Origin of the sequence: Okeania sp. KiyG1 (assembly GCF_014132355.1) — a bacterium.
GTDB lineage: Bacteria > Cyanobacteriota > Cyanobacteriia > Cyanobacteriales > Microcoleaceae > Okeania.
This window is the reverse complement of record NZ_BLZO01000184.1, coordinates 150,212-175,049: the sequence shown is the minus strand read 5'-3', so window position 1 is coordinate 175,049 and position 24,838 is coordinate 150,212. Positions and strand designations below refer to the sequence as shown.

19 protein-coding genes and 2 pseudogenes are annotated in these 24,838 nt (G+C 37.3%); 11 read left to right on the top strand and 10 right to left on the bottom strand.

The window, feature by feature from the left end:
• The first annotated feature begins 31 nt into the window (after positions 1–31).
• Positions 32–1,564 (top strand): glycoside hydrolase family 10 protein, encoded by a 1,533-nt coding sequence (locus SAGCYANO_RS40675; RefSeq protein WP_202225199.1) that lies wholly within the window; start codon positions 32–34, stop codon positions 1,562–1,564.
• 498 nt (positions 1,565–2,062) lie between these two features.
• A complete protein-coding gene (locus tag SAGCYANO_RS40670) occupies positions 2,063–2,578 on the top strand; it encodes a hypothetical protein (protein WP_237397167.1) in 516 nt (171 codons plus the stop codon).
• Positions 2,579–2,746: 168 nt separating this feature from the next.
• On the opposite strand, the gene SAGCYANO_RS40665 is transcribed toward SAGCYANO_RS40670, so the two are convergent.
• The gene (locus tag SAGCYANO_RS40665) at positions 2,747–3,475 is read right to left on the bottom strand and encodes a hypothetical protein (RefSeq protein WP_202225198.1); all 729 of its coding nucleotides are present in this window, start codon (positions 3,473–3,475) and stop codon (positions 2,747–2,749) included.
• A 448-nt stretch (positions 3,476–3,923) separates the two neighbouring features.
• Here SAGCYANO_RS40665 and SAGCYANO_RS40660 point away from each other — a divergent pair, with 448 nt between their 5' ends.
• The 4 genes from SAGCYANO_RS40660 (at position 3,924) to SAGCYANO_RS40645 (ending at position 9,721) form a co-directional block, all read left to right on the top strand.
• Positions 3,924–4,685 carry an HpcH/HpaI aldolase/citrate lyase family protein gene (locus tag SAGCYANO_RS40660; protein ID WP_202225239.1) on the top strand — a complete coding sequence of 254 codons (762 nt, stop codon included), beginning with the start codon at positions 3,924–3,926 and terminating at the stop codon, positions 4,683–4,685.
• 975 nt (positions 4,686–5,660) lie between these two features.
• Positions 5,661–6,326, top strand: coding sequence for a 2OG-Fe dioxygenase family protein (locus tag SAGCYANO_RS40655; protein WP_202225197.1), 666 nt, complete (start codon positions 5,661–5,663; stop codon positions 6,324–6,326).
• Between the two features lie 1,079 nt (positions 6,327–7,405).
• Positions 7,406–8,188, top strand: coding sequence for an ABC transporter permease (locus SAGCYANO_RS40650; protein ID WP_202225196.1), 783 nt, complete (start codon positions 7,406–7,408; stop codon positions 8,186–8,188).
• 798 nt (positions 8,189–8,986) lie between these two features.
• Positions 8,987–9,721, top strand: coding sequence for a hypothetical protein (locus tag SAGCYANO_RS40645; RefSeq protein ID WP_202225195.1), 735 nt, complete (start codon positions 8,987–8,989; stop codon positions 9,719–9,721).
• Between the two features lie 644 nt (positions 9,722–10,365).
• Here SAGCYANO_RS40645 and SAGCYANO_RS40640 read toward each other — a convergent pair.
• Complete coding sequence (locus tag SAGCYANO_RS40640; protein ID WP_202225194.1) at positions 10,366–10,530, bottom strand: hypothetical protein; 165 nt, start codon at positions 10,528–10,530, stop codon at positions 10,366–10,368.
• A 611-nt stretch (positions 10,531–11,141) separates the two neighbouring features.
• On the opposite strand from SAGCYANO_RS40640, the gene SAGCYANO_RS40635 reads away from it, so the two are divergent.
• Positions 11,142–12,830 carry a mechanosensitive ion channel family protein gene (locus tag SAGCYANO_RS40635; RefSeq protein WP_202225193.1) on the top strand — a complete coding sequence of 563 codons (1,689 nt, stop codon included), beginning with the start codon at positions 11,142–11,144 and terminating at the stop codon, positions 12,828–12,830.
• 643 nt (positions 12,831–13,473) lie between these two features.
• On the opposite strand, the gene SAGCYANO_RS40630 is transcribed toward SAGCYANO_RS40635, so the two are convergent.
• Complete coding sequence (locus SAGCYANO_RS40630) at positions 13,474–13,836, bottom strand: PleD family two-component system response regulator (RefSeq protein ID WP_202225192.1); 363 nt, start codon at positions 13,834–13,836, stop codon at positions 13,474–13,476.
• Between the two features lie 988 nt (positions 13,837–14,824).
• The gene (locus SAGCYANO_RS40625) at positions 14,825–16,360 is read right to left on the bottom strand and encodes a SagB/ThcOx family dehydrogenase (RefSeq protein WP_202225191.1); all 1,536 of its coding nucleotides are present in this window, start codon (positions 16,358–16,360) and stop codon (positions 14,825–14,827) included.
• Between the two features lie 181 nt (positions 16,361–16,541).
• Between SAGCYANO_RS40625 and SAGCYANO_RS40620 the strand changes: the two are divergent.
• From SAGCYANO_RS40620 to ilvC, 4 genes and pseudogenes are all read left to right on the top strand, one after another.
• Positions 16,542–17,866 (top strand): annotated as a pseudogene (locus SAGCYANO_RS40620) (RNA-guided endonuclease InsQ/TnpB family protein).
• A gap of 177 nt (positions 17,867–18,043) precedes the next feature.
• Positions 18,044–18,556: a pentapeptide repeat-containing protein gene (locus SAGCYANO_RS40615; RefSeq protein ID WP_307786309.1), complete on the top strand. Its 513-nt coding sequence runs from the start codon at positions 18,044–18,046 to the stop codon at positions 18,554–18,556.
• Between the two features lie 50 nt (positions 18,557–18,606).
• Positions 18,607–18,946: pseudogene (locus tag SAGCYANO_RS40610) on the top strand (hypothetical protein); the annotation flags it as partial.
• 352 nt (positions 18,947–19,298) lie between these two features.
• Positions 19,299–20,297, top strand: coding sequence for a ketol-acid reductoisomerase (gene ilvC, locus SAGCYANO_RS40605; RefSeq protein WP_202225189.1), 999 nt, complete (start codon positions 19,299–19,301; stop codon positions 20,295–20,297).
• 196 nt (positions 20,298–20,493) lie between these two features.
• On the opposite strand, the gene SAGCYANO_RS40600 is transcribed toward ilvC, so the two are convergent.
• From SAGCYANO_RS40600 to SAGCYANO_RS40575, 6 genes are all read right to left on the bottom strand, one after another.
• Positions 20,494–20,799, bottom strand: a complete 306-nt coding sequence (locus SAGCYANO_RS40600) for a transposase (RefSeq protein ID WP_202225188.1) — start codon at positions 20,797–20,799, stop codon at positions 20,494–20,496.
• A gap of 83 nt (positions 20,800–20,882) precedes the next feature.
• Positions 20,883–21,041, bottom strand: a complete 159-nt coding sequence (locus tag SAGCYANO_RS40595; protein WP_202225187.1) for a hypothetical protein — start codon at positions 21,039–21,041, stop codon at positions 20,883–20,885.
• A gap of 334 nt (positions 21,042–21,375) precedes the next feature.
• Positions 21,376–21,558, bottom strand: a complete 183-nt coding sequence (locus SAGCYANO_RS40590) for a helix-turn-helix domain-containing protein (protein ID WP_202218537.1) — start codon at positions 21,556–21,558, stop codon at positions 21,376–21,378.
• Positions 21,555–21,731: a hypothetical protein gene (locus SAGCYANO_RS40585; RefSeq protein WP_202225186.1), complete on the bottom strand. Its 177-nt coding sequence runs from the start codon at positions 21,729–21,731 to the stop codon at positions 21,555–21,557. Before SAGCYANO_RS40585 ends, SAGCYANO_RS40590 begins: the two co-directional genes overlap by 4 nt.
• A gap of 518 nt (positions 21,732–22,249) precedes the next feature.
• Positions 22,250–23,107, bottom strand: coding sequence for an alpha/beta fold hydrolase (locus tag SAGCYANO_RS40580; RefSeq protein WP_202225185.1), 858 nt, complete (start codon positions 23,105–23,107; stop codon positions 22,250–22,252).
• 6 nt (positions 23,108–23,113) lie between these two features.
• On the bottom strand, positions 23,114–24,559 hold the full coding sequence (locus SAGCYANO_RS40575) for a transposase (protein ID WP_237397166.1): 1,446 nt from the start codon (positions 24,557–24,559) through the stop codon (positions 23,114–23,116).
• Positions 24,560–24,838: the final 279 nt, after the last annotated feature.

Here is a 24,838-nt window from a genome sequence, read left to right as displayed (position 1 = left end):
CAACAACGTCAATTATCCAAATTGTCCAAAAATGAACTTAATCAGCAAACTATTTTCCAAAATTAACATCCCTCCGAATATTCGCTTTCGACCCAAAAACCTCCTATGGACTTGCCTAATAATATTTGGACTAACCCTCACTCAAATCTACACCTATCTACCAACCGCCACTGCTCAACAACCCTCCTCCTTTTCCCCCAGAGAATTTCGAGGAGTATGGGTAGCATCCGTTGCCAATATTGACTGGCCTTCCCAACGTGGTCTATCTGTCGCGCAACAAAAATCAGAATTACTCAACATCCTCAACCGGATGCAAGAACTTAACCTCAATGCTTTAGTATTGCAAGTTCGACCCAATGGAGACGCTCTCTATGATTCTCCCATTGAACCCTGGAGTGGTTGGATGACAGGTAAACAGGGAACCCCACCACAACCATATTACGACCCACTAGAATTTGCGATCGCCGAAAGTCATAAACGCAATATCGAACTCCATGCTTGGTTTAACCCATACCGCGCTCAACTTAGTCCCAATGATGGTTCCTTTGATGGAAATCACATGGCGGTCAAATATCCCCAATATGCTTATAGATACGGCAACAATGTTTGGATGGACCCAGGGGCGAAAGTTATTCAAGACCAAACTTTCAACACCATAATGGATGTAGTCCGTCGTTATGATGTTGATGCCATTCACTTTGACGATTATTTCTACCCCTATCCTCAAAGGGGACAAGACTTCCCCGACTACCAAACTTATAACGCATACAAAGCATCTGGCGGTACTCTCTCTGTATCTAACTGGCGACGACAGAATGTAAATAATATGGTGCAACGTCTTTACCAAGGTATTCACGCTGAGAAACCTTATGTAAAATTTGGCATTAGTCCATTTGGCATTTATCGCCCAGGGACTCCTCCTGGTATTGTCGGGTTCGATCAATATGAAGGTTTATATGCTGACGTGAAATTATGGATGGAGCAGGGTTGGGTAGATTATTTAGCACCGCAACTTTATTGGCGAATCGACCCCCCTCAACAAAGTTATCCAGTTTTGTTAAATTGGTGGTTACAACAAAACCCACAACGCCGTCATATTTATGCGGGAAACTATTTAAGTCAGTTGCAAGTTTCGGGTTGGTCAGTATCTGAGTTTGAGAGACAAGTTGCAATTTCTCGTCAGAGAGCAAGTCAACTTTCTTTAGGAAATATCTTTTTTAGTATGAAGATGTTTCGAGATAATTTTGCAGGTGTGAATAATGTGTTCAAAAGTTCAGTTTATCCAACTCCCGCATTACCCCCCGCGATGCCGTGGTTAGATAACCAACCTCCCGCACCACCTACAGGAATACAAGTTAATTCTGATGTTATTAGTTGGAGTGCTGATAATACTGGAGATGTTCGTTCTTGGACGTTGTATCAGCAAACAGGTAATCAATGGACACTTGTACAAGTATTAAATTCTGCTACTAATGCGGTGAGAGTTACGCCAGGAACTTATGCTTTACGAGCAGTCGATCGCTTGGCAAATGAAAGTGTAGAAGAAGTGGTAACGGTGCAGTAAGTTAGAATTTAGAATTTAGAATTCAGAATTCAGAATTTAGAAGTTGTTTTTGTAATGGGAATTTTGAGAAACCCTCCAAAAACATTTCGCCTTAAAAAGTAGGGATGTTCATACAAAGTCTCTACCATTGAGAATTGAGAATTCTGACTCCTGAGTCCTGACTCCTAAAAACCCCTATAGCATTACCCTTTGTGAGGTACAGCGCTGGAGATCCCCCCTAACCCCCGTTTAACAAAAAGCGCAGCATCCTCTGGCTTCCCCTTCCCAAGGGGGACGGGAGGGGGATTAAGGGGGAACTGGAAGTCCCCCTTTTAAGGGGGATTTAGGGGGATCGTTGATGTAGCTCACCAGACTGAAAACCGCTATATCTATTTATAGCAAACATTTATAAAACTGCTATTAAATATGGCTTTCAGTGATTTTAAAACAATCTCGGATGTACAAAAAAAGTATAGAGTTAAATATTCAGAAGAGAATTTAATAATTAGTCAATAATTATTGCCTTCAGACAGTTTTATCAAAGACTTTGAATTTAACAAAGAAAATATAGATTTGTTTGCCTCAGAAGCATCTCGCAGTGAAATTATAATCTCGCCACTATTGCGTGAAGTTTATAAGAAATATTATCAGAAATATTCATTTTGGATTCGCAAAAGTATTTATTACGATGAAATTCTCTCTGGAACACCTGACTATATTTTTTCACGACGTTCTGAACTTGGTAAAACTGTATTAGAAAAGCCTATTGTTATTGTTGTTGAAGCCAAGAAAAATGATTTTGAGCATGGTTGGGGGCAATGTCTGGCAGAGTTGTTCGCGTCGCAGAAAATAAATGATAATTTTTTCAGGGGAGTATATGGAATTGTTACAGATGGTAATTTATGGCAGTTTGGAAACCTTGTGGCAGACAATTTTATCAAAGATTCTGGGAATTTCACTATAGATAATTTGCCAATAGTTTATGGTGTTTTGGAAAACCTAGTTCAATTAGTAGAAAAGGATGATGATAAATAGAATAATTTGTAGGGGTTTGGAGACAAAACCCCTAGACTTTCCTGTTCCCTATTTTCTCTATTTACTCAAAATATTAATGGTTGTTAAAAAAACAGCTTTTTGCTGATTAACGAAAGCTCATATTCGAGAGTCAAAATATCTATCAACCAAGGATTGATATTTTGATAATTACTCAAATAAGGGTTTACCAAGACCAGAGCAAGCATCCCCAGTTAACTTAACTAATTTATCTTGTTTCCTATGTGGATTTTCTTCTTTTATAAGAGTATTATATTCATCTTGAAAATTTTGATTCACTGTTTTAAAGTCTATAATATTCAAGAATTGAGACTTTTCATTATCACGTATACCATAAACAAAAAGACAAACAGGTTCTTCATTTCTACTGGCTTGAATAAGTCGTGCAAGAAGCGTTTGAGAATTTCTTTTTGATATGGGTTTGGTAATATCAGGAATTGTGCCTTCGTAGTCTACATTTTTAAGAACACTAATATCTTTCTCTGCAGATACACCTTTATTTAGCATTCGATCCGTAGGTTGATGGTCTGTATAAATCATAGAAGTTTGTTCAGATTTTCCTTTGAATCTCTGAACAAAAAAAGCTCTGAGTCCATCTGTTCCATCTTGTTCAGCAAAATTATAAGATGTTTCTGACCATCCTGTGATTTTGACCAAAACCGACCCCGATTTATAATTGCTAATATCTATTGGAGGATGAATAATTGCTTGAAATTCTACAAAATCAACAACAAATCCTATGATAGAAATCATAATACTAGCAATAGTAGCAACAACAAATACCGTACTATTTCTACGGAAAGATTCAATAAATCTGTGCAAGAAATTTTTTTGATTTGCTTGAGTGTTTTTATTGTTTGGATTTTGTGAAGTAGTCATCAGTTGCACCTAAAGTTTAAATTTGGGCGTTAGTAAATCAAGAGGTAAAAATTTAAAGGTCATCCAAAGCGATCGCCCTGAATACCCGACTAAGAATGTTACTCCTAGCAAAAAATCATCTCTTTAACCGCTAATACCAAGAGCTGAGTGTTTGTTCAGGATAAAACAATGAAAAGGCAAAATGCTCATTCTACAAAACTATTCAGGAAAAACAACGTGCAGACAGAGCAGTATAAATGCTCAAGGAAAGAGGAATTAATCCGGATAATGTATAAGCATTATTCCAAAAATTTAAAATTCTTGGTAGGGGTTTGGTCTCCAAACTCTCTAGTAATATTGTTGGTAGTTTTACATAGTAATGGTATACAGGAATAAGAAATACCAGGAACGGGAGCAAGATGCTCCCACTACTATTCCCTATTACCTCTTTTCTATATATTTATCAACTATGCAAAAAAATCAACTCAAACAAAAACTCAAAAACGGCGAAGTTGTACTCGGACCTTTTATGAATTGCGCTTACCCTGCATTCATAGAAATTTGCGGTATAGCAGGATTTGATTTTGCAGTCATTGACCTCGAACACGGACCTCTAAATATTTTAGTTGCAGAAGACCTTTGTCGTGCTGCTGACTGTGTTGGTATTGCACCTATTGTCAGGGTCAGCAAAAACGATGCTTCACAAATTCAACGTGCTCTTGATATTGGTAGTACGGGTGTACAAGTTCCACAAATAGAAACAATAACCGATGCAGAAATAGTAGTGCAAAGTGCAAAATATAATCCCATTGGTTGCCGTGGTTTATCATTCGGAACTCGTGCAGGAGTTTACACTTCAGCAGGTAGTAATATAACCGATAAATTAAATGCAGAATCTTTAGTTGTAGTTCATGTAGAAGGTACAAAAGGCATCGAAAATCTGAGAGAAATTGTTACAGTTCCTCATATTGATGTGATTTTTCTCGGCCCTTATGATTTATCTCAATCTTTAGGTATTCCTGGGGAGGTAGATGATATTCGAGTTGTTGAATTAATGCAAAAAGCAGTAGAAATTATCCGAAATTCGGGTAAAACTGTCGGTACTTTTACTAATAATCCTGAAACTGCTAAAAAATGGATCGACTGTGGAGTTCAATATATTGGATTAGGTATAGATGTGAGTATTTTCTTACAAGGTTGTCAAGCTTTGGTCAGAGGTGTAAGAGGTTAATTTTGAAGAAGGAAGAATTCAATAATTAATAATTAATAATTAATAATTAATAATTAATAATTAATAATTGCCTCTGCTTGAAAACGGATAGGATTGACTCAAAGGAAAATTTTTTCTTTTTCTCCTTTAAAGGAGAGGCTTTAAAACTTAATTATTCGATAAGAAGGAAAAAGTTAATCTAAGAATGTTATCAATAATTGGAGTGACTAAAAGATTTTACAGGAAATCTCCCTTTGACTAAATAGTATAAAAAACATTGATTCTGACTCCTTACTTCCCCTCCTGGGAGCAGAGGGGTTATATCAAATCCGGTGGGGTTGCACATAGAATCCGGTTGTATAATATTTGTTTATAATTTCTTAAATTACTTAAATATTAGACATCTCTTCCATGCATAGTAGGGACATTGCATGCAAGGTTCGTACAGGGAAATAATTGATAATTTCTGTACGAATCACGATATTGATTTTTTATTATTACCAGATGTCTATCTAATCTCCCCCACTCCCTAAATTCCCCTCCTGGGAGGGCTAGGGTGGGTCCCCTCCACGGTCGGGGGAGGGGCTAGGGTGGGTCCCCTACTCTCAACTGTATAGTAAGTATTCAACCGGATTTGATATTAGGGGTGGGTTGACTCCTAATAAATAGCCTAGCTATTTTTAGCCAACATTTATTCAATTAGTATTATACATTTTTGGCGTTGGTAATTTGAGGTATAATGTCTTGTCCGGATAAGAGTGCAAACAAAAAACTTTCTCCCTCTACTATTCTTTCTTCTTCTTTCTTTCTTCCTGACTCCTGACTCCTAAATAATTAAGATTAAAATCATACACGGGCTTCACCAACGCCACATTTTTTAACAAAAATTCATACTTTGTATATTATTTAGTAACACTTCTCAGAAATCTGAGCTATATTAAAAATATAGTTGTATAAAACTAAAATTTTGCTCTATAAAAATAGGGAGAAATATTTATGCAAAGAGTTTTAGATTCAATTCATTTAGATTATGCTTTTATGTTTACCTACAAAAAGGTAAATTCTATTAGCATGGAAGGTTTTGAAGAATTTTTTTCCGCTCTTCCAGTCGATCCCTACATAAAAGCTAAGTATCGTTACAGAAGACTTTCTCGTTTTATTATCTCAGGGGAAGAGTTAATAAAACAGCCTCACGGTTATCTTTATCAAAGTAAAAATTATAATCCCCTAGTAGGAGGCATTAAAAGAGAATTTGCCGAATTAGACGACGGACTTATTGTCTTAGATAACTTTAAAAAAATGATTTTAGCTTTCTGCGATTCCTGCAAACTACATCCAGAAGCAGATATTGGAGTTCATCAAATCAGAACTATTTGTTCCCCTAATAATTCAGGTAATCCAGCACCGGAAGGTATTCATAGAGATGGCACAGATTTTATTGGTATATTTGCAGTAGATCGACATAATATTCAAGGAGGTGCAACCCATCTTTATACTGCGAAAAAAGAAAAACCTGTGTTTAGTAAAATTCTCCATTCCGGGGATTTATTATTGGTAAATGACCATGAATTTTTCCACTTTACAACTCCAATTAAACCTGTAACTGAAAAAGCAGGATATCGAGATGTATTTGTTCTGACTTCTCCAAGTTTGATTAATTGAATCAAAGAGAAATAAAGACTAAAGACCAAGATTTATTCTTTTGATAAGTTGTTTGTAGATTTGTGGTGAAATAAGAGGAAATTCAATTTATTATCTTGTCAGAATTACCTTTAATGGATGGTCTCAATATTCTTTTTATCCACCTTCGTTGGAGAGAGATAGGAAATAAGAAATATCACTGTTTCACTCCTTAGTACTCCCTGCTCCCTACTCCCTTTTTTTCTTGAGATGTCTATTAAAATTAATACCCCACCTTTACCGAAAAATTCAGGTATAAAGCCTTTCCATTCATGGAGAAAAAGGAAAAAAAATCCTTTTATCTAATCCTCTTATATCATGTCCGGTTGAACAGTTATAAATAAACGACTAAGGAGTCAGGAGTCGTAGGGGTGATTTCCGTTTGTCATGCTCCTAATTACGCCACCCGTACAGGAGTCAGGAGGAAAGAAAGAAGAAAAAAGAGGATAAGAAGGAGAAGAAAGAAAACGAGAAGGAGAAAGTTTTTTTATCACTAATTACCCGGACATGATATTCTTTATAAGAAGAGGTAATTCTAAATTATAAATTCTAAATTATACATTATTGAACTGCTATACATCAATTGGAATGCGAATTTAACTCTAATTCAATAATTGCTAAAACTCCCGAATCATCTTCTTTTTCGTAACTCTGTGCAGCCTCAGATAAAATTTGTCTAAACTAAACATGATTTTGGTATATAGCACTACAAGAGTTGGGCGCGGACATTTTTCAATCCTAAAACCCTTTTATATCATGTCCGGTTGAACAGTTATAAATAAATAACGACGGAGTCCTCAGGAGTCAACCCACCCCTAACCCCGACCGTGGAGGGGAGGGGAAGTCAGGAGTCAGGAGGGAAGACTGAAGTTGGAAGAAGGAAGAAGAAGAACTGGAGTTGAAGGAGAAAGTTTTTTTATCACGCTCTTATCCGGACATGATATTACAGCTTGCTATTCCCTGTTGCCTGTTGCCTGTTGCCTGTTGCCTGTTGCCTGTTGCCTATTCAAGTAGCGCTATAATTTTTCAAGATGTAAATTTTCTGGTGAAATCAAATAAAAATGGAACGATATCTACAAATACTAAAATTATTTTGGGGTGCAGCGATCGCTGCTGAATTAGAATACCGCTTCAATTTTTTGATAGCAACAATTAGCAGTTTAGGGAATTTATTAGGTAGCTTATTTGGGTTATTTTTATTTTATAGAACAGACTATAAATTTGAGAATTGGAATTGGGAAGAAGCTTTAATTGTCTTAGCAATTTTCACTATTTTACAGGGTATATCCGCTATTTTTTTAATTCCAAATCTAAATCGCATTGTAGAACAAGTACAAGAAGGCACTCTAGATTTTGTACTACTAAAACCCATCAGCAGTCAATTTTGGCTTTCTACTCGTACAGTTTCTCCTTGGGGAATACCAGATATAATTTTCGGTATTCTATTATTGGGATATGCTGGTAGTAAATTAAGCTTAGGAATAGATAATTATTTGCTTAGTTTAGTACCCTTTGTCTGTGGAATAATTACTCTTTATAGTCTGTGGTTTATTTTGGGTTCAACAAGTATTTGGTTCGTAAAAATTTATAATGTGACAGAAGTCCTCAAAGGTTTATTAGAAGCAGGAAGATACCCAATGGCCGCCTATCCCAATGCTTATCGTTTCTTTTTTACTTTTTTAGTACCAGTTGCATTTTTAACCACTGTGCCAACTGAAGCAATCTTAGGTAGAATTGGAGGAACTTGGATAATAGGTTCTTTTGTTTTGGCAAGTGGGTTGTTATTTGCTTCTATTAGATTTTGGAGGCTGGCTTTGCGCTACTATACAAGTGCTTCTAGTTAATGAGTAGGTGGGCAAAATCATTTGTATATATGTACTTAAATAGGGCTTGCTGATTAAATCTAAAAGCATTGACATATAAAGACAAGGTAAGCATTTCCTGCGGAATGCTGCGCAAACAGCTATTAGCATTTTCGTTTGTCATGCTCCGAAACAGCATTCAGCTTTTGAGCGTAATGTAATATAGTAAAGTTAGCTTGTTACCTTTTTCTTTCCTAGTGAATGCTGCATAAACATCATTTTGAATTCTCCTTCTAAGATAATAAGTTAATAGCTGATAGCTGATAGCTGACTGCTGAATGCTTACAAGACAAGTGCCTTTTTGGAGTCGAAAAAAGTGCCTGGTTTTCAGCTCTTTATGCTCAAAAAGTTAGTATTTTAGACGCATAGTTGGGCAGAACAATCTTGGGAAAATTCTTACTCCTACCTGCTCGCTCATTCCCATTTCTCCTGTCTCCTGTCTCCTGTCTTTCCCTCCCCTCCTGGGAGGGGTTAGGGGTGGGTTGGGAGGGGTTAGGGGTGGGTTGTCTCCTACCCCTACTAAAAGACTAGTGAAGCGCAAACCCTAAAGATATTTTATGTCCCCTTTTCCCTACTTCTAAATGTTACAGCAGATTAGGTGATTAATGTGGTACTATTGATCGATGGGGTAAATATTTTTTACCGAATAATTAAGGTTTAAAGCCTCTCCTTTAAAGGAGAAATAAGAAAAAATTTTCACGCTCCGCGTCAATCCTCTTCTTTTCAAGGAGAGGTAATTATTAATTATTAATTATTAATTATTAATTGTTGAATTTAGCCATGGAACCAAATCAACTTTTAAGCGAACTTGAGAAAAGTTTAGATTCTCAAGATTTACTACAACAAATAGAACAACAGCAACAACAGGAAGAACAACTTTCTGAAGAAAAATCTTTTTCCCAGAAACGTTTGATAATCTTATTATTATCTATTCTAATGATAGAAGTAGGCATCGTCGTTTATGCTCTACAAGCTAGTCAAAAAATAGTAATTGTTTCTCCTGAAGAACAAGCTCTTTTGGAACAACAACAAGCCGAAAAAGATTTAAAAGAAGCTAAAAAACTAAATGTTCAAGGTAAGAATACGGTGAAATATCCACCACTGCCTTTAGCGACTTGGGAAGAAGCAGAAGCAAAGTTACTCGAAGCTATTAAATTATTAGAAGAAATTCCTGAGGATACTACTGTTGAAAAAGAGGCTAGTAAACTGCTTCAAACTTACCGCCAAGATTATAATAATCTCCGAGAAAAACTTATTGTAGAAAAAACAGCAACCTCTAAGTTAGTTAATGCTAAAAAGTTAGGCACAGAAGCAAGTGTAATTGTGCAAAACCCCCCTCATCCACTAGAGGTATGGCAAGAAGCTCAAGCTAAATGGCAAAAAGCTATAGATTTACTGCAAGAAATACCTCAAGATACTTTTGTTGCTGCCGAAGCAGTAGAAAGATTAGATGTCTACCGTATTAACTATAGGGCAGTTAGTAGTAGATTAGAAAGAGAAAAAGAGTCAAATTGAAGAAGGCAGAAGGCAGAAGGAAAAATATTGCGTTGTCTGAGTTTTAAGCTTTTGATATGTCCTCACCTTTCCTTCGACTGCTATATAAAATACTCCAATGTTCAAGAATTTAGAATGCGCGAATTTAGAATGCGCGAATTACCTCTCCTTGAAAAGAAGAGGATTGACGAACAGGAAAATTTTTATTTATTATCCCCTTATATCATGTTCGGACGGGTCAGTTATAAATAAAATTTCAGAACTGACAGTACCGAATAAATACTAAAATTATCTTGAAATACTTAAATTATCTTGATTTTTCTCCTTTCTTCCCCTCCACCGGAGGGGCGAGGGGTGGGTTGACTCCTGACTTCCCCTCCCCTCCACGGTCGGGGTTAGGGGTGGGTTGGGAAGGGTTAGGGGTGGGTTGACTCCTGACTCCTCGCTAAGTTATTTATAAGTATTCAACCGAAAATGATATTAAAAGGGGAGGCTTTAAACCACAATATTTAGGTAATGGTAAACAAGTAATGATTTTTGCAGTTTAAGCTCTAACAATTAAAGCAATATATTAACCAATGCACTTACATCTTTAGTACTACCATCCAACTACAATAATTATAATAATTATAATAGTTATACCTTTTTTACATACTTCTCTTTTTCTATATTCCTGTTCTCTCTCTCGACCGAATTTGATACTGTTGTCTGTCGCCGACGCGATGAGTTATATAGAATCCGGTTATACTGTATATGTTTATAATTCTATCCACACTTTCTCGCCTTAAATCTCCCCATCTCCCCATCTCCCCATCTCCCCATCTCCCCATCCCCCCATCTCATATAATAAGTATTCAACCGGATTTGATATTAGTGCGGTCTTAGAGTCTCCCCAAGAGAAGCAAAAATACGAACCTTTTAGTAGGCATTGCATAATTGCGGGATGATTTTGTCACTCCTAGCAGAAACCATAATCCCCGTGTCCGGTGTGTCCGGTGTGTCCCCGCGGAGCGCCGAAATCATCCCAGTATTCAGCAACGCCAAAAAGGGCGTTGGTGAATTAGTGCATGATATTAATCTTAATTATTTAGGAGTCAGGAGTAGGGAGGAAAGAAAGAAGAATAAAGAGAGGAAAGAAAGAAGAATAAAGAGTAGTAGAAGGAGAAAATTTTTTGTTCGTGCTCTTATCCGGACAAAATATCATACCTCCGCCAAAAAAAGAATATTCAGTATTTTCTTGCTTCCTACTTCAGTAGGAGGTAATGTTAACTGATAAATGATAACTGAAATGACCAAGAGTTAATAGAGAGTTTGTCAAGGATTAATAATTGGTATAATTTAGATGAATAAAATAATTTAGAAAAATTATTGCTTGAGGTACATTAGAGTGAAAATTTTTTAGCTCTAAAAAAACAACTAAACAACTTAGGAGCTTTCCCAAATGTTGGCAGTACAAAATTTCTTGGTTATAGTAGCAGAAATTGGTTTGCTACTCGTGATTTTCAGCATAATTAATTGGTTAGCTGGAGAAATTTTAAAACAACTAACCAAAGCTGTTTCAAGTAAGAAAATTAGAATTACAATTCAAAATACTCAAAAGAATATCCAGACTATATTAATCCTAAGTGGTGGATTACTCGGAATCCTGATATTAGGATTTAATAGTTGGTTAATATATCAAGGAGAAAATCTACTAGAATACACCAAATCATTTATTAATACTATTCCCAAAGAATTCTGGGAAAATCTAGGTATGGGAGTAGGCAGAAGTTTATTCTTATTACTCTTCGTAGCTATTACCCAACCTTACCTCCAACGTTTAATAGACAACCTGTGCGATCGCACCAAAAGATTTGAACATATTACAGCTAATGATGAAAATATAGAATCTTTCTTTAACTTTGTCAGTCTCAACCTAATTAACATTATTTGGCTGTTGAGTCTAACCTTATGTACTCAATTTATCCAACTACCAGAAATAATTCCGCAATATATGTATATTGCTCTGAGGATATATGTCATTATTGCAGTAGGCATAGTTCTGGTCAAAGCCAACATCATAATTATCGACACACTAGATGCTCTCAGCGAAAAATACTCCAGTCCTAGTTCTAACAAGCTGCTACGCTTATATGATAGTCTCCGCCATCTCATCCCCTTGTCAAAACGATGTCTTGAGTATGTAATCTACTTGTCTATGGCAACTCTAGTGTTTAAGCAACTAGAATTTATTGCCTATCTAGCAACTATTGGACCTATAGTGATTCAGATCGTCGGCATATTTTATACTAGCCGTGTGATTGAAGAAATTGGTAAGCTTTTGGCCAGAAAATTTCTACTTGGTGACGACGAAGAGTTAGATGAAATTAACAGAAAGAGACGAGAAACCCTCTTACCATTGTTCGAGAGTACCCTCAAATATCTCACCTACGTTGGTGCAATGATTGCTATTCTCAATGTCCTCGGTATTGACTCTACTCCTGTACTCGCAAGTGCTGGTATTCTTGGTCTTGGTGTGAGCATGGGAGCACAGAGTATTGTTGAAGATGTAGTAGCTGGGTTGTTTAATTTATTTGAAGGTTACTACTTAGTAGGTGATTTTGTGGAAATTGATGATATAAAAGGTTATGTTACAGCGATCGAACTTAAAACTACCCGTATTAGTTTTGACGATAAAGACTATATTATTCGCAATGGCGAAATTGGTAATATTATTAACTATTCCAAATATAGTGAAGCTGGGGTAAGTGTCGGTGTTGCTTATGATGCTAATCTCGAACAGGTTTACAAAGTTATAGAAGCAGTGGGACAAAAATTAAAGCAGGAGAATGAGGATGTTTTAGAAGCAACTGAGGTAGACGGGGTTGAAAGCTTTGATAGATATCAGTTACTAATTCAGACGACGACACAAGTTAAACCGGGCACAAACGAAGATATAGAATTGTGTTTGCGTAAAATGATTGTGGAAGCTTTTGAAGAAGAAGGGATTGAAATTCCCCATCGTGGCGGTCGCAAAGGTAAGGAGGGTCTAGAAGAACCAGACCCGGAGGATGAAGAAGATGAAGAAGATGAAGAAGATGAAGAGGATGAAGAAGATGAAGGAGATGAAGGAGATGAAGAACAAGAATAAGTAACTAGGGTTTGCGCTCAAAAGTCTTTTAGTAGGGGTAGGAGACAGGAGACAGGAGACAACCCACCCCTCGCCCCTCCCCTCCCAACCCACCCCTAGCCCCTCCGGTGGAGGGGAGGGGAAGACAGAATAAATGGGAATTATAGAGGAGGTAGTCGGAAAAATTGAGAGACAATTTTTCTGCCATAATCATCCCAAAATACTAGCTTTTTAAGCTTTTTCCACCGAAAAGCTGGTACTTTTTTTAACCCAAAAACGCACTTAGCCAATATCAGTCAATACTTTGAGAATTAATCAGCAAGCCCTAACTAGCAAATTAGACATCTCTAGAAAAGAGGCAACAGGCAACAGGCAACAGGCAACCCACCCCTCGCCCCTCCCCTCCCAGGAGGGGAATAATTGATAATTTTTCCCCCCTACTTCTGACTTCTGATATCAAATCCGTTTAATTCGGTATAAAAAAATGTTCCATTTTCAACCATTACCAAATATTTCCCCATCTCCCCACCTCCCCACCTCCCCATCTCCCCATCTAATTACACCGATGCTACCGGACATGATATGACTTCGTTAAATGGCGGCTAGAGCAAAACTACGAACCTGATTATACCGGACTTGATATAACCAGGTTCACTAGGCAAAATTATTTTAACAGTTGCTTCACCGTGCCGATCAGTTCTCGTGGTTGAAATGGCTTGGCAATGTAAGCATTTGCACCTTGTCTAATACCCCAATAATGGTCAAAATCTTCTCCTTTAATAGAACAAAAAATTATTGGTACATCTTTTGTCGAGGGACTCGATCTGAGACGACGGCAAACTTCATAACCGTTAATATCTGGCATCACAATGTCCAATATGATTAAGTCAGGTTTATGTATTTCTATTTGCTCCAATGCTTGTAGTCCACTATTAGCAGATTTCACCTTGAGGCCACTTTTTTTTAAGAGGTTGATAATCATTTCCCGATGAGAATGTTGGTCGTCCACTACCAAGATTTTACTCATAATTAACTCTATATTTTTATTCTATGATGCACTACTTATAGTTATAGCTATCAGCATTTCCGTTTGTCATGCTCCGCAAATAGCTAGATTCAAAACAGCTATGTTCCATATCATGTCCGGTAGCATCGGTCTTGTATAACAAAGGTAAGGAAGAAGGAAGAGGTCCGAAGGAAGAGGGAAGAGGTCCGAAGGCTACCCTCGCAAGAAAAAAACCATTATTTCCTGTAGATATTCACCCTTACGTTTACACTAAGTAGTCGTGTAAAAATAACTTGAACAGTTTTTTTAATGGAAGCTATATTTCACAATTTATCCCAGATAAAATTTGTACAACTTATTCTTACATGGCTCCTAACTATACAAACGGACATGATATCACAATTTATCCCAGATAAAATTTGTACAACTTATTTTTACCGAATAATTAAAGTAAAATGCCTCTCCTTTAAAGGAGAAAAAAGCGGTCGAGGGATGCTGAGGAAACCTAGCCATATCCAATCGACCAAGAGAACAGGACTTATATAGAATCCGGTTGAATAGTTATTGTATAGTTGGGAGTGGGGGAGTGGGGGAGTAGGGGAGATTAAAGGTTTGAAGTAATTTAAGAAATTATCAACATATATAGCAATGTGCGCTGGCATATTTACAAATTGCAGGAGGTGTCCAATAGCTAAAAGTCTTATCTGATAAGCTTTTTATTCCCCCTGTTGCCTGTTGCCTGTTGCCTGTTGCCTGCGCGCAGCGCTATACTATATAACCGGATTCTATATTACGCATGCTTCACCTTGAAAACGCCATCTGTAGGGGCGTTTGCGGAGCATGACCTTAGGAAATGGCATTTGCTAGCGCAAAGCTCCGAATGGCGCCCTCACTGAATTTAGTGTCCGTGCGTAAGTCCTGAGAAGAAAAAATTTTCCTTTTTGCGTCAATCCTCTTATTTTCAAGGAGAGGTAATAATTATTAATTATTAATTATTAATTATTAATTATTAATTATTAATTATTGAAGTGGCTCCTAAAGTAGAAATATACAAAACGGCTTCATCTAGAGGAATACCTAAAACTTCATTCACGCGATCGTCAAAGAAACCACCGATACCACTAACACCTAAATCAAGATAAATAGCTGCTAAATTTAGTCTTTGTCCAAGGTGGCCTGCATCTGCATGAAGGTAACGGTAAACACGATCGCCATATTTTGCTACAGCTTTTTTGAGGTCGGCAGTATGAAATAGTACAACAGCAGCATCTCTGCCTAATTCCTGACCCAAGCAAAGATAATGTAGCTCTTGTCGGAAATTTTTAAACCTAATTTGTCGTAACTCTTGAGCTACTGGAGCATAATAATAACAACCTTCTTCTAAACCATCTACTCCCGAAACGGCAATAAATGTTTGGATTAAACTCAGGTCAAAATGATCGGGGTTACGATCTAAACCTTGATTAATATAATGATGGGGTTGATAGGTAAAATCTAATACGGCCAATAGTTCTTTTAAACTAATTGGTTCCCCAGTATATTCCCGAGTAGAGCGTCTTTTGAGAATAGTTTTTCTTAAAGATCCTAAGTCTCTTCCCCATGAGATAGAGGGAGTGACAGTGGAGACTTTTGTACAGAATGGAAAGTTGTATTTATCTTCTGAGTATTCAGGAGTTTCTCTTGTTTTCCAGGTAGGCACTTTTGGAGAATTTGAGTTGATGTGAGCAGCTTGATGTAAATATTTTAGCAGCTCGCCATCTGGAATCAGAGGATAATCTGTTTGAGTGCTAGAAGGTAAAGCACTTTCCCATTGTGAGAGATTTTGTTCAATATCTAGTAGGTCTGCCAGAGCAACAATAGCGATCGCCTGTTCTTCTTGAGTATCTAGATAAAGTATTTGATTTACTGCTTCATCGGTAAACCCACCAATTAGGTGAGGTCGGTAGTTAGTGAAAGCAGAAGCTAATTCAATATTACCTAGTAAGTGGCCTGTATCTAAAAATATTCTTCTATATGCTCGGTCTTCGTAACGCCAAGCAGAGCGATAGAAAATAGTAGTTATGGCGATCGCTAATTTTGTATTTTCTAAAGCTGGATGCCAAAAACAAGCATCTTGCAATTCTGGCCAGATTCTATTATCCCAAAATCTGAGTAAGGAATGAGTTTTGGCCTGATAATTGTATAGTCCGGCAGGTAATAGAGGTGTCCCACGGGAAATTAAATAAACCTCCGCAGGATACAGACCCCCAGCAGAGGGAGCAGCTCTTAAGTAATGATTTCCCATCATTGTTGCCACTTTACCAGTTAAGCCATAGCTACATAAAAATAAATTAGATAGCCTTTCTCCTTCTTCTAAATCTTTTTCTTGATTAATTTGTTCTTGCAGATAGGGTTTGAGGTCAATAGTTGTCCCAACTTTATATTCTTTGAATGGTATTGGTTGTGTTTCCCAGTCTAGTTGGCGGTTCTTACTTCCTATTGTTTCTGGGTCGTATTTTGTCCGCTCATGGTAGTGTTGAGCGATGGATTGTTTAACTTCTGTCATAATTCTTGTTAGGTATTATTTGGTATAACTATAATTTTGACATTTATGAATAAAAATTTTACCGGAAATATGGGTTGAAAGCCCCGTCCTTTAGCGTAGTGGAGGACGGCTTTTGATAGATTTATGTCAATCTAGCTTTTATTGTGCTATGATGATTAATTTTTTAGGTCAATAACGCAAGATGTTTGTTTTAGAGTACAAGCTTAGGGGTAAAAAACACCAATACTCAGCTATCGATGAGGCAATTCGTACAGTCCAATTCGTGCGGAACAAATGCCTGAGATACTGGGAAGATAATCAGGGTGTCGGACAACAGGATATTTATAAATACACGACTCAATTAAGAAGTGAATATTCTTTTGTCAAAGACCTCAACTCTACGGCTTGTCAACAAGCTTGCGAACGAACCTGGACTTCAATCCTTAAATTCTACAATAACTGCAAAAACAATATTCCTGGCAAAAAGGGATACCCTAAATACGCTAAACGGACGCACTCTGTTGAGTTGAAAAAGTCAGGATGGAAACTTAATCGAGATACCAAGAGGATAACTTTCACCGATGGTAAAAACATTGGTGAACTAAAGTTAATAGGTAGTCGAGATTTATTTTATTTCCAAGAATGGCAAATTCAACGAGTAAGAATAGTTAGACGTGCTGATGGCTACTTTGTCCAGTTATTGTTAAAACTTGATGTCAGAGATATCACTTCTCAATTAGAACCTACTAAAAAGTGTGTAGGTTTAGATATGGGTTTAAAATACCTCTATGCTGATAGCAATCAAAATATTGTAGAACCTCCTAAATATTATCGCCAAGCACAAAAGCGTCTTAATAAACTAAACAAGAGAAAGTCCAAGAAGTTTAACAGAGGAAAAAAGCAGTCTAACAACTACATCAAGGCTAGAAGAAAGTACGCCAAGGGACATTTAAAAGTAAGTAGGCAGCGAGAAGAGTTTGCGAAAAGATTAGCACTCCGTTTAATTCAGTCCAACGACTTGATCGCTTATGTAGACGCGAAGCGGCTTGCCGAAGGCTAGATTTAAAGGTCAAAACCTGGTGCGAAACAAGAAACTAGCTAAAAGTATTAATGATGCTGGTTGGTCGCAATTAAGAAAAGCGATGCAGCGCCGCCAAAGGGGGTTTCCCCCATGAGCGACTGCATCAAGAATGGATTGAGTATTTTGGGATGAAATACGGTAGATTAACTATTGCTGTAAATCCCGCTTATACCAGTCAAGAATGCTTTAATTGTGGTCAATTAATCAAGAAGTCTTTATCAGTTAGAACTCATGTTTGTTCCTGTGGATACGTTGAAGATAGAGACAAAATGGCAGCATTAAACATACTTAAAAAAGCTACCCAAGGGCATTGGGGAAGTTGGTCAGAAGACCTTAACGCTTGGGGAGATTTAAGCTCTATCTTGGTTGGTAGCAATACCTGTCAAGACAACTTGAGTCAGTGTTCGCGCAGCGTTGCGTCAGCAAACCAAGAATCCACTCGCTAATAGGTGCGTGGAGTGTCAAAAATCTTAAAAAAGGATTAGAATCGCAGTAATTTTTATAAGGCCATCTTAATATTAAGCTTAATAAAAAAAGCTGAGTATAAATACTTATTATTTATTTATTAAATAATAATTATCAACTGCTAATCAAGTAGTTATAAAAATATTAAGATGGAGAAAATGAGTGCAGAGGAATTACTGGCAAGATACGCGGAGGGTCAAAGAGAATTTTGTGGCATTGATTTGAGTAATATTGAATTGTTTGAAGCTGATTTAGAAGGAATTAATTTAAAGGGTAGTGATTTAACAAGAGCTTATATGCCTTATGCAAATTTGAATCAAGCTAATCTTAAAGGGTGTAATTTGCAAGAAGTAGAAATGGGAGATATTAAACTTTATCAAGCTAACTTATCTAATACAAATATTTCCCTAGGAAATCTATCGAGAGCTAATTTACGTCATGCTATTCTGAGTGGTGCAAATTTGAATAGAGCCAATTTACAAGGTGCAAATTTATATAATGCAGACCTCACAGACACAGATTTAAGGCACGCAGATTTAAGAAAAGCTAATCTAGAGAAGGCAAAATTAAATAATGCTAAATTGGGATGGTGTAATTTATTTCGAGCTAAAAAAGTTGATTTATCTATGGCAGAACACAATGACACTACTATTGGACCTGATGGATATTAAATAATTAATAATTAATAATTAATAATTAATAATTAATTATTACTTCTGTATTTGTACCAATTCCGACAGCTAGACTCAAAGAAAGAATAGCTCAGTTATGCTCTGAATATGGAATAATATTTATAGAAACAGAAGAAAGTTATACTTGTAGGGGCGAATGGCATTCGCCCCTTCATTTTTAGATGGTGACGATCTACCTAATTATGGTGAGAAACCCAATGATTGGAAACCATCACCGAAAAGAATAAAGCGATGCAGCGCCGCCAAAGGGGGTTTCCCCCATGAGCGACTGCATCAAGACAGCGTGGTTTGTATAGGAGTAGTAGTAATTGGTGTATTAATGCAGACTGTAATGGGGCTGCAAATATAATCACAAAAGTAAGCCGCAAAGCTGTAGGGACGCCATTCGTCAGCTATGCGTCAGCTTTCCGGCCGAAAGCTTGCGCATAACTATCGTTAACGCCCCTACTTAAGCCGACTGTGTAGGGGCACCGCGGAAATTGTCCCCAAAGAGTATATCTTTGGTCAGCTAAGAATAGACGGAGCAACATGGATTTATCCTGTTGCGTAGTATCTGCGCTTGTTTCCCCGTGACTAACCTCCGGGGAGTAGTCAAAATAAACCACCATGACAATGCACCACTACCTGGGTTATAGGGTGTAGAGTAGAAAATTTTACCGATATTTGATACAATAGAAGTTTTGCATAAATAATATATAGTTGCTGACAGGAGACAAAAACAATGGCCAGAATGTACTACGATTCCGATGCCAATCTGGACATCTTAAACGACAAAACTATTGCCATCATTGGTTATGGTTCCCAAGGTCATGCTCACGCCCTAAATCTCAAAGATAGTGGCTCAAAAGTAATTGTAGGACTATATCCAGGCAGTAAGTCTGCCCATAAAGCAAAAGAAGCAGGTTTAGATGTTTACCCAGTAGACCAAGCTGCTGAAAAAGCAGACCTAATTATGATTCTTTTGCCAGACGAAGTACAGAAAACTGTCTATAAAAACGAAATTGAACCTAATCTCACAGAAGGAAAAATTCTAGCTTTTGCCCACGGCTTTAATATTCATTTTGGTCAAATTCTTCCTCCATCAAACGTAGATGTGGTCATGGTTGCCCCTAAAGGGCCAGGACATTTAGTCAGACGCACTTATGAACAAGGAGAAGGAGTACCTTGTCTATTTGCCATCTTCCAAGATGCTTCTGGTCAAGCACGCGATCGCGCTATGGCTTATGCGAAAGGTATAGGTGGTACTCGTGCAGGTATCCTCGAAACCAGTTTCCGAGAAGAAACCGAAACTGACCTCTTTGGCGAACAAGCTGTTCTCTGTGGTGGCCTGAGTGAATTAATCAAAGCTGGGTTTGAAACTCTAGTAAATGCAGGTTATCAGCCAGAATTAGCTTACTTTGAATGTCTCCACGAAGTTAAACTAATTGTCGATCTTGTTGTTGAAGGTGGTCTGGCAAATATGCGCGACAGTATCTCCAATACTGCTGAATTTGGCGACTATACTCGTGGCCCTCGCATCGTTAATGACCAAACTCGTGCCGAGATGCGGAAAATCTTAAGCGAAATTCAATCTGGTCAATTTGCCCGCGAGTTTGTCATGGAAAACCAAACAGGCAAACCTGTATTTACCGCCATGCGTCGCCAACAAGCAGAACACCCTGTTGAAGAAGTGGGTAAAGACTTGCGCGCTATGTTTAGCTGGCTGAAAAAACACGGTTAATTTTTTGGCATTGGTGAATTAGTGCATGATATTAATCTTAATTATTTAGGAGTCAGTAGGGGCGAATGGCATTCGCCCTCTACAGGTAGTGTATTATACCAAGCGTGAAAAAAGAATGTTACAAATACTTTAGTGCAATCACTTTGAAAATATTGGATACTTAAATGCGATCGCAGTGCTAAATATTGGCCATTGATCAAGCATTGATAATAAATTCCCAGCCAGTTATTTGAGATATTACTTTTTGGGTTAATTTATTTAAACTCTTAGTCAGAGCATTTTGTAACTCTTCTATACTGTCGAAATTAATCCACTTAAAATCTTCTTTAATGTATTGCCATAATCTTTCTATGGGATTAATTTGTGGACTATATGGTGGTTGAAACAATAAAATAATATTCTCAGGAAGATTTAAGTTTAAAGCTTTGTGTAAACCACCATTGTCTAGCTGAATTATGTGAATTTCATCTTTGAATTGCTCTGCAAATAATTCTAAAAACAATTCATTTGCAAATACTATTAAGGTGAGTAAATTCAAAGAAAAAGCTTTCCCCTGTTAATGGCTCTACTAAACCATATAACCATCTATATAAAAATTTCCATTGTTCTTTTCCAATTGGTTTTACTACGAGGGAGAGTTACCTTTCGTCCAGAAACAGTTTTCATCCCAAAACGACTTTCATCCTGACACCAATAACGAATTTTATGAGCATATTTCAAAATTTCTTGATTTTTATCTAACAAAAACTTAATTAACTCTGGGAGTTTTTTTAAAAGTTATTTACCGAAGAATTAAGAATTAAATAATTAAATAATTAAATAATTTAGGTTTAAAGCCTCCCCTTTCAAGGGGAAACAAGAAAAAATTTTCCTTTTATTCAATCCTCTTCCTTTTAGGGAGAGGTAATTATCAATTATCCATTATCAATTATCAATTATTGAAGGCATCTTTTTGTTGTTTAATATTAACTGGACGTGGTACTTTAAGTTTGGCAATTAACATTGATAACGTTTGCGCAGCATGACCTAGGAAACTATTTTATATATAGTTCCATAACTTGCTTGAATATCATAAACACTATGGAGCCAAGCCATGAATTTCAGTATAACTATCAAAACCTTCTGGGTCTTCTAATTCTCCTTTTAATTTATCTTTAACTGTTTCTGGAATTAATGATTGACGACCTGGACTTGTGCTAATTGTTAATAAATTTTCTAGTCCACCTTGACGATATTGACTTAACCACCTAGAAATTGTCACCTCACGGGGCGACCAGTCAAAGCAGCTAAATGGCCAACAGTTTCAGCCTGATTAGTAACAAGCAAATATAAAACTTGTACTCTTTCTCTGTGTTTAGCCGTTTTTTGGTCCAAAAACAACTTTTTTAGGACTTCTTCTGACTCTGTAATATTAATTTTTAGTATTCCAGACATCGATTTTTAATTTATGCGATCGCTCCTAATCATTTGTAACATTCTTTTTTCACGCTTGGTATTAGACATCTCCAGAAAAGAGAGAACAGGGAACACCGGAGCTGGGAACAGGGAACCCACCCCTCGCCCCTCCCCCGACCGTGGAGGGGAATAATTGATAATTTATGGATAATAATTGATTTTATTTTTGATTTTCACGCCTATGTCTATTGTCTAAGAATTTGCGTAAGTGATATGTAAGCATTTCCTCCGGAATGCTGCGCAAACAGCCATCAGCTAGCCTCCTGTCGGAGGAACTGCGAACTTCAGCTAGCCTCCTATGGTCGGAACTGCGAACTTCAGCTATTAATTTTGGGGAAGGTAAAAATAATTGAGAAATTGAGACAGAATAAAAGTTACTGTTAAAGTTCCCTCCCTAAATCTTAGAAGTAATGAATAATTAGGGTTTGCTGATAGCTGACTGCTAATAGCTGAATGCTTACAGTGATATAATTATACCAATGCTATCGGACATGATATTACTTGTAAACCAAAAACCCAATTATTGCATCCATAAGCGCTTCTGGTTCATCAACTCTGATTAAATGACCACTATTTTCAAAGATTCTTAAATCTGCATGGGGAATAGCTGTAGCAATTTCTTCTGACAATTCTGGAGGACAAATCCAATCATGTTTTCCTGCTATGATTAAAGTGGGGGCTGTTATTTTACCTAGTTCATCAAGCACATTATAAGAACGTAAAAAACCACCAAACGCAACATTAATAGCATCGGGAGATAAAATAGTTCTGTTCCAACTTTTTCCTGATGTTTCTGGTTTGTAAGTTAATGAATACATGGGCATCATTAATTGAAAATATTCTTGCAGTTGGGCTTCATTCTCAAATTTACCATCCCATAAAAATTGAGCGATCGCTTGTTGTTCTTTTGTTCCTTTTTTGGCTAAATTAACTTTTGCTAGTTCCAAAAATCTAGAACTGCCAGCAGTAGCAATAACAATTAAAGATTGAACATTTTCTGGATAACGCACTGCATAACTCAGGGCAACCATTCCTCCATAAGAAGTACCAATAACCACAATTTTTTCTAGCCCTAAATATTGACGCAATGCCTCCATATCTTCCACATTATTTTCGAGGGTATAAGTTTCTTTTGCTCCCCTCGCCGATCGCCCTTGTCCCCGATGGTCAAAATATACTAATTGTAATTTTTGACTTAAAGGAGAAAAGGTAGGTTTATAGGAAGTATGGTCTGCACCAGGTCCACCATGAATTACAAAAGCAACAGGTTTTTCTCGCATCCTTTCCCCATCTGGCACTAAGGCAGCACCTTCAACATCAAAATAGATTTCTGTATCTCTGATTTTAGCTAGCATTATGAACTACCCCGCCGTGTAGACGGGCGAGGTTTCTAAAACCGCACCCGAAACATCTACATTTTGAGATTTTGATCGCTTCATCTGCCCCAGTTGCCTCATCGAGCCAGTATGCTTACGGGTCGAATCAGTAGAGCTAGAGCATCGACGATTAACGAGGCCAGTTCCTAACCCCGGTTGCCTATCTGCAGCAACATTCCACATCACCATGACCGAGCCTTGGTCTCTTGGTATCTCAAAACCACAATCATCACAAACATGGTAACGATTACTCAATTGCGCCCATTCCTTATTAACAGTTCCACATCTTGGGCAACGTTGAGATGGCTTGACTTTTTTGGTATCTATGGTTATGTGCAAACCACCTTTCGCTAGGATTTTATATAGTGCCATTTGGTTTAACGCTCCGAAACCCACATCTAACAAGGCACGGTTTAAACCTGCTTTCTGCTTTTTGCGTTTACCTTTTTTAGCCTTGCGAGTCATACCTCTAACATTTAACTTTTCGGTCACAACGATGTCATAACAACTAGCAATTTCTGTTGTGACTTTGTGCTGCCAATCTTTTCTTCTGGCTGACTGTTTGGCCTTGAGTTTAGAGATTTTTCTCTTCGCTTTTTTCCATCTACTTGATGCTTTTTGCTTACCTTTAATTGGTCGCTGCTTTCTTTTGAGTTGACGTGAAGCTTGCTGAATTTTTGGAGCAAACTCCCTGTCAAATCTAGGATTACTGATTGAGTCGAACCCATACCCGTCATAGCAGGTCAATGCTGTTTCACATCCTAAATCAAAAGCCACCATTGATTCATAATCCAGTGGAGACTTACTACCAAATAATGGTAATGGTTCCGAGGTCTTGATACTAAATGAAGCATTCCACTCATCTTTATGAGGACGATAAACAATAGTACAAGTAGTAGGTTTTCCCCAATACTTAAACCTACCCCGCATCCTGAGTCTCATACCCAAGTCATTGAGTGTCACCCATCCACAGTTGACTGTATATTTTTGGCTACACTCAATCTGCACTCTAAAACCTTGCCGACCATCTGGGTAAGTCCAACCGGAGTAATTTCTAATTGGCTTAAACTTTGGACGTTTCCTAATCCCTTTGAAAAAAGCGTTGTAAGCTAAGTCAACTCGTTTTACGGTTGCTTGCAATGAACTCAGATTAAGCTGTTGATAATCAGACCACTGCTGCCTAAAACCTGGTAATGCGTTTTGCTGAGTCAAGTAGTCTACACTTGAGCGGTTTTTTCTCCACTCAAAATGTCTATGAGCGACACAAGCGTTATACAAAAGTTGGTGTAGCTTTCTGGCTAAAAATAGTTTTTCTTTCTGTACTTTTGTCGGGTACAGTCGAAAAGTCAATCTTCTATTGGCCATAGTAACTATCACCTCCTTTAATTTTTGAGTCGCTAAAATTATATTCACATATTCACATATTAGCATAATCAAATTCACCAGAGGTCTATTGCATAACCCTTCAACTTCAAGAAATATATTGAATTGTACAACCAAAACTGCTTACTTTCTGATTGGTCTATTAATTTAATAGGCGTTACTAATTTGAGGTATGGTATCATTCATGATAAGAGGGCGAGCAAAAAACTTTCTCCTTCTACTCCTGTTTCTTATTCTTTCTTCCCTCCTGACTCCTGACTCCTGACTCCTGACTCCTAAGTAATTAGGATTAATATCATACACTAATTCAGCAACGCCATTGAATGT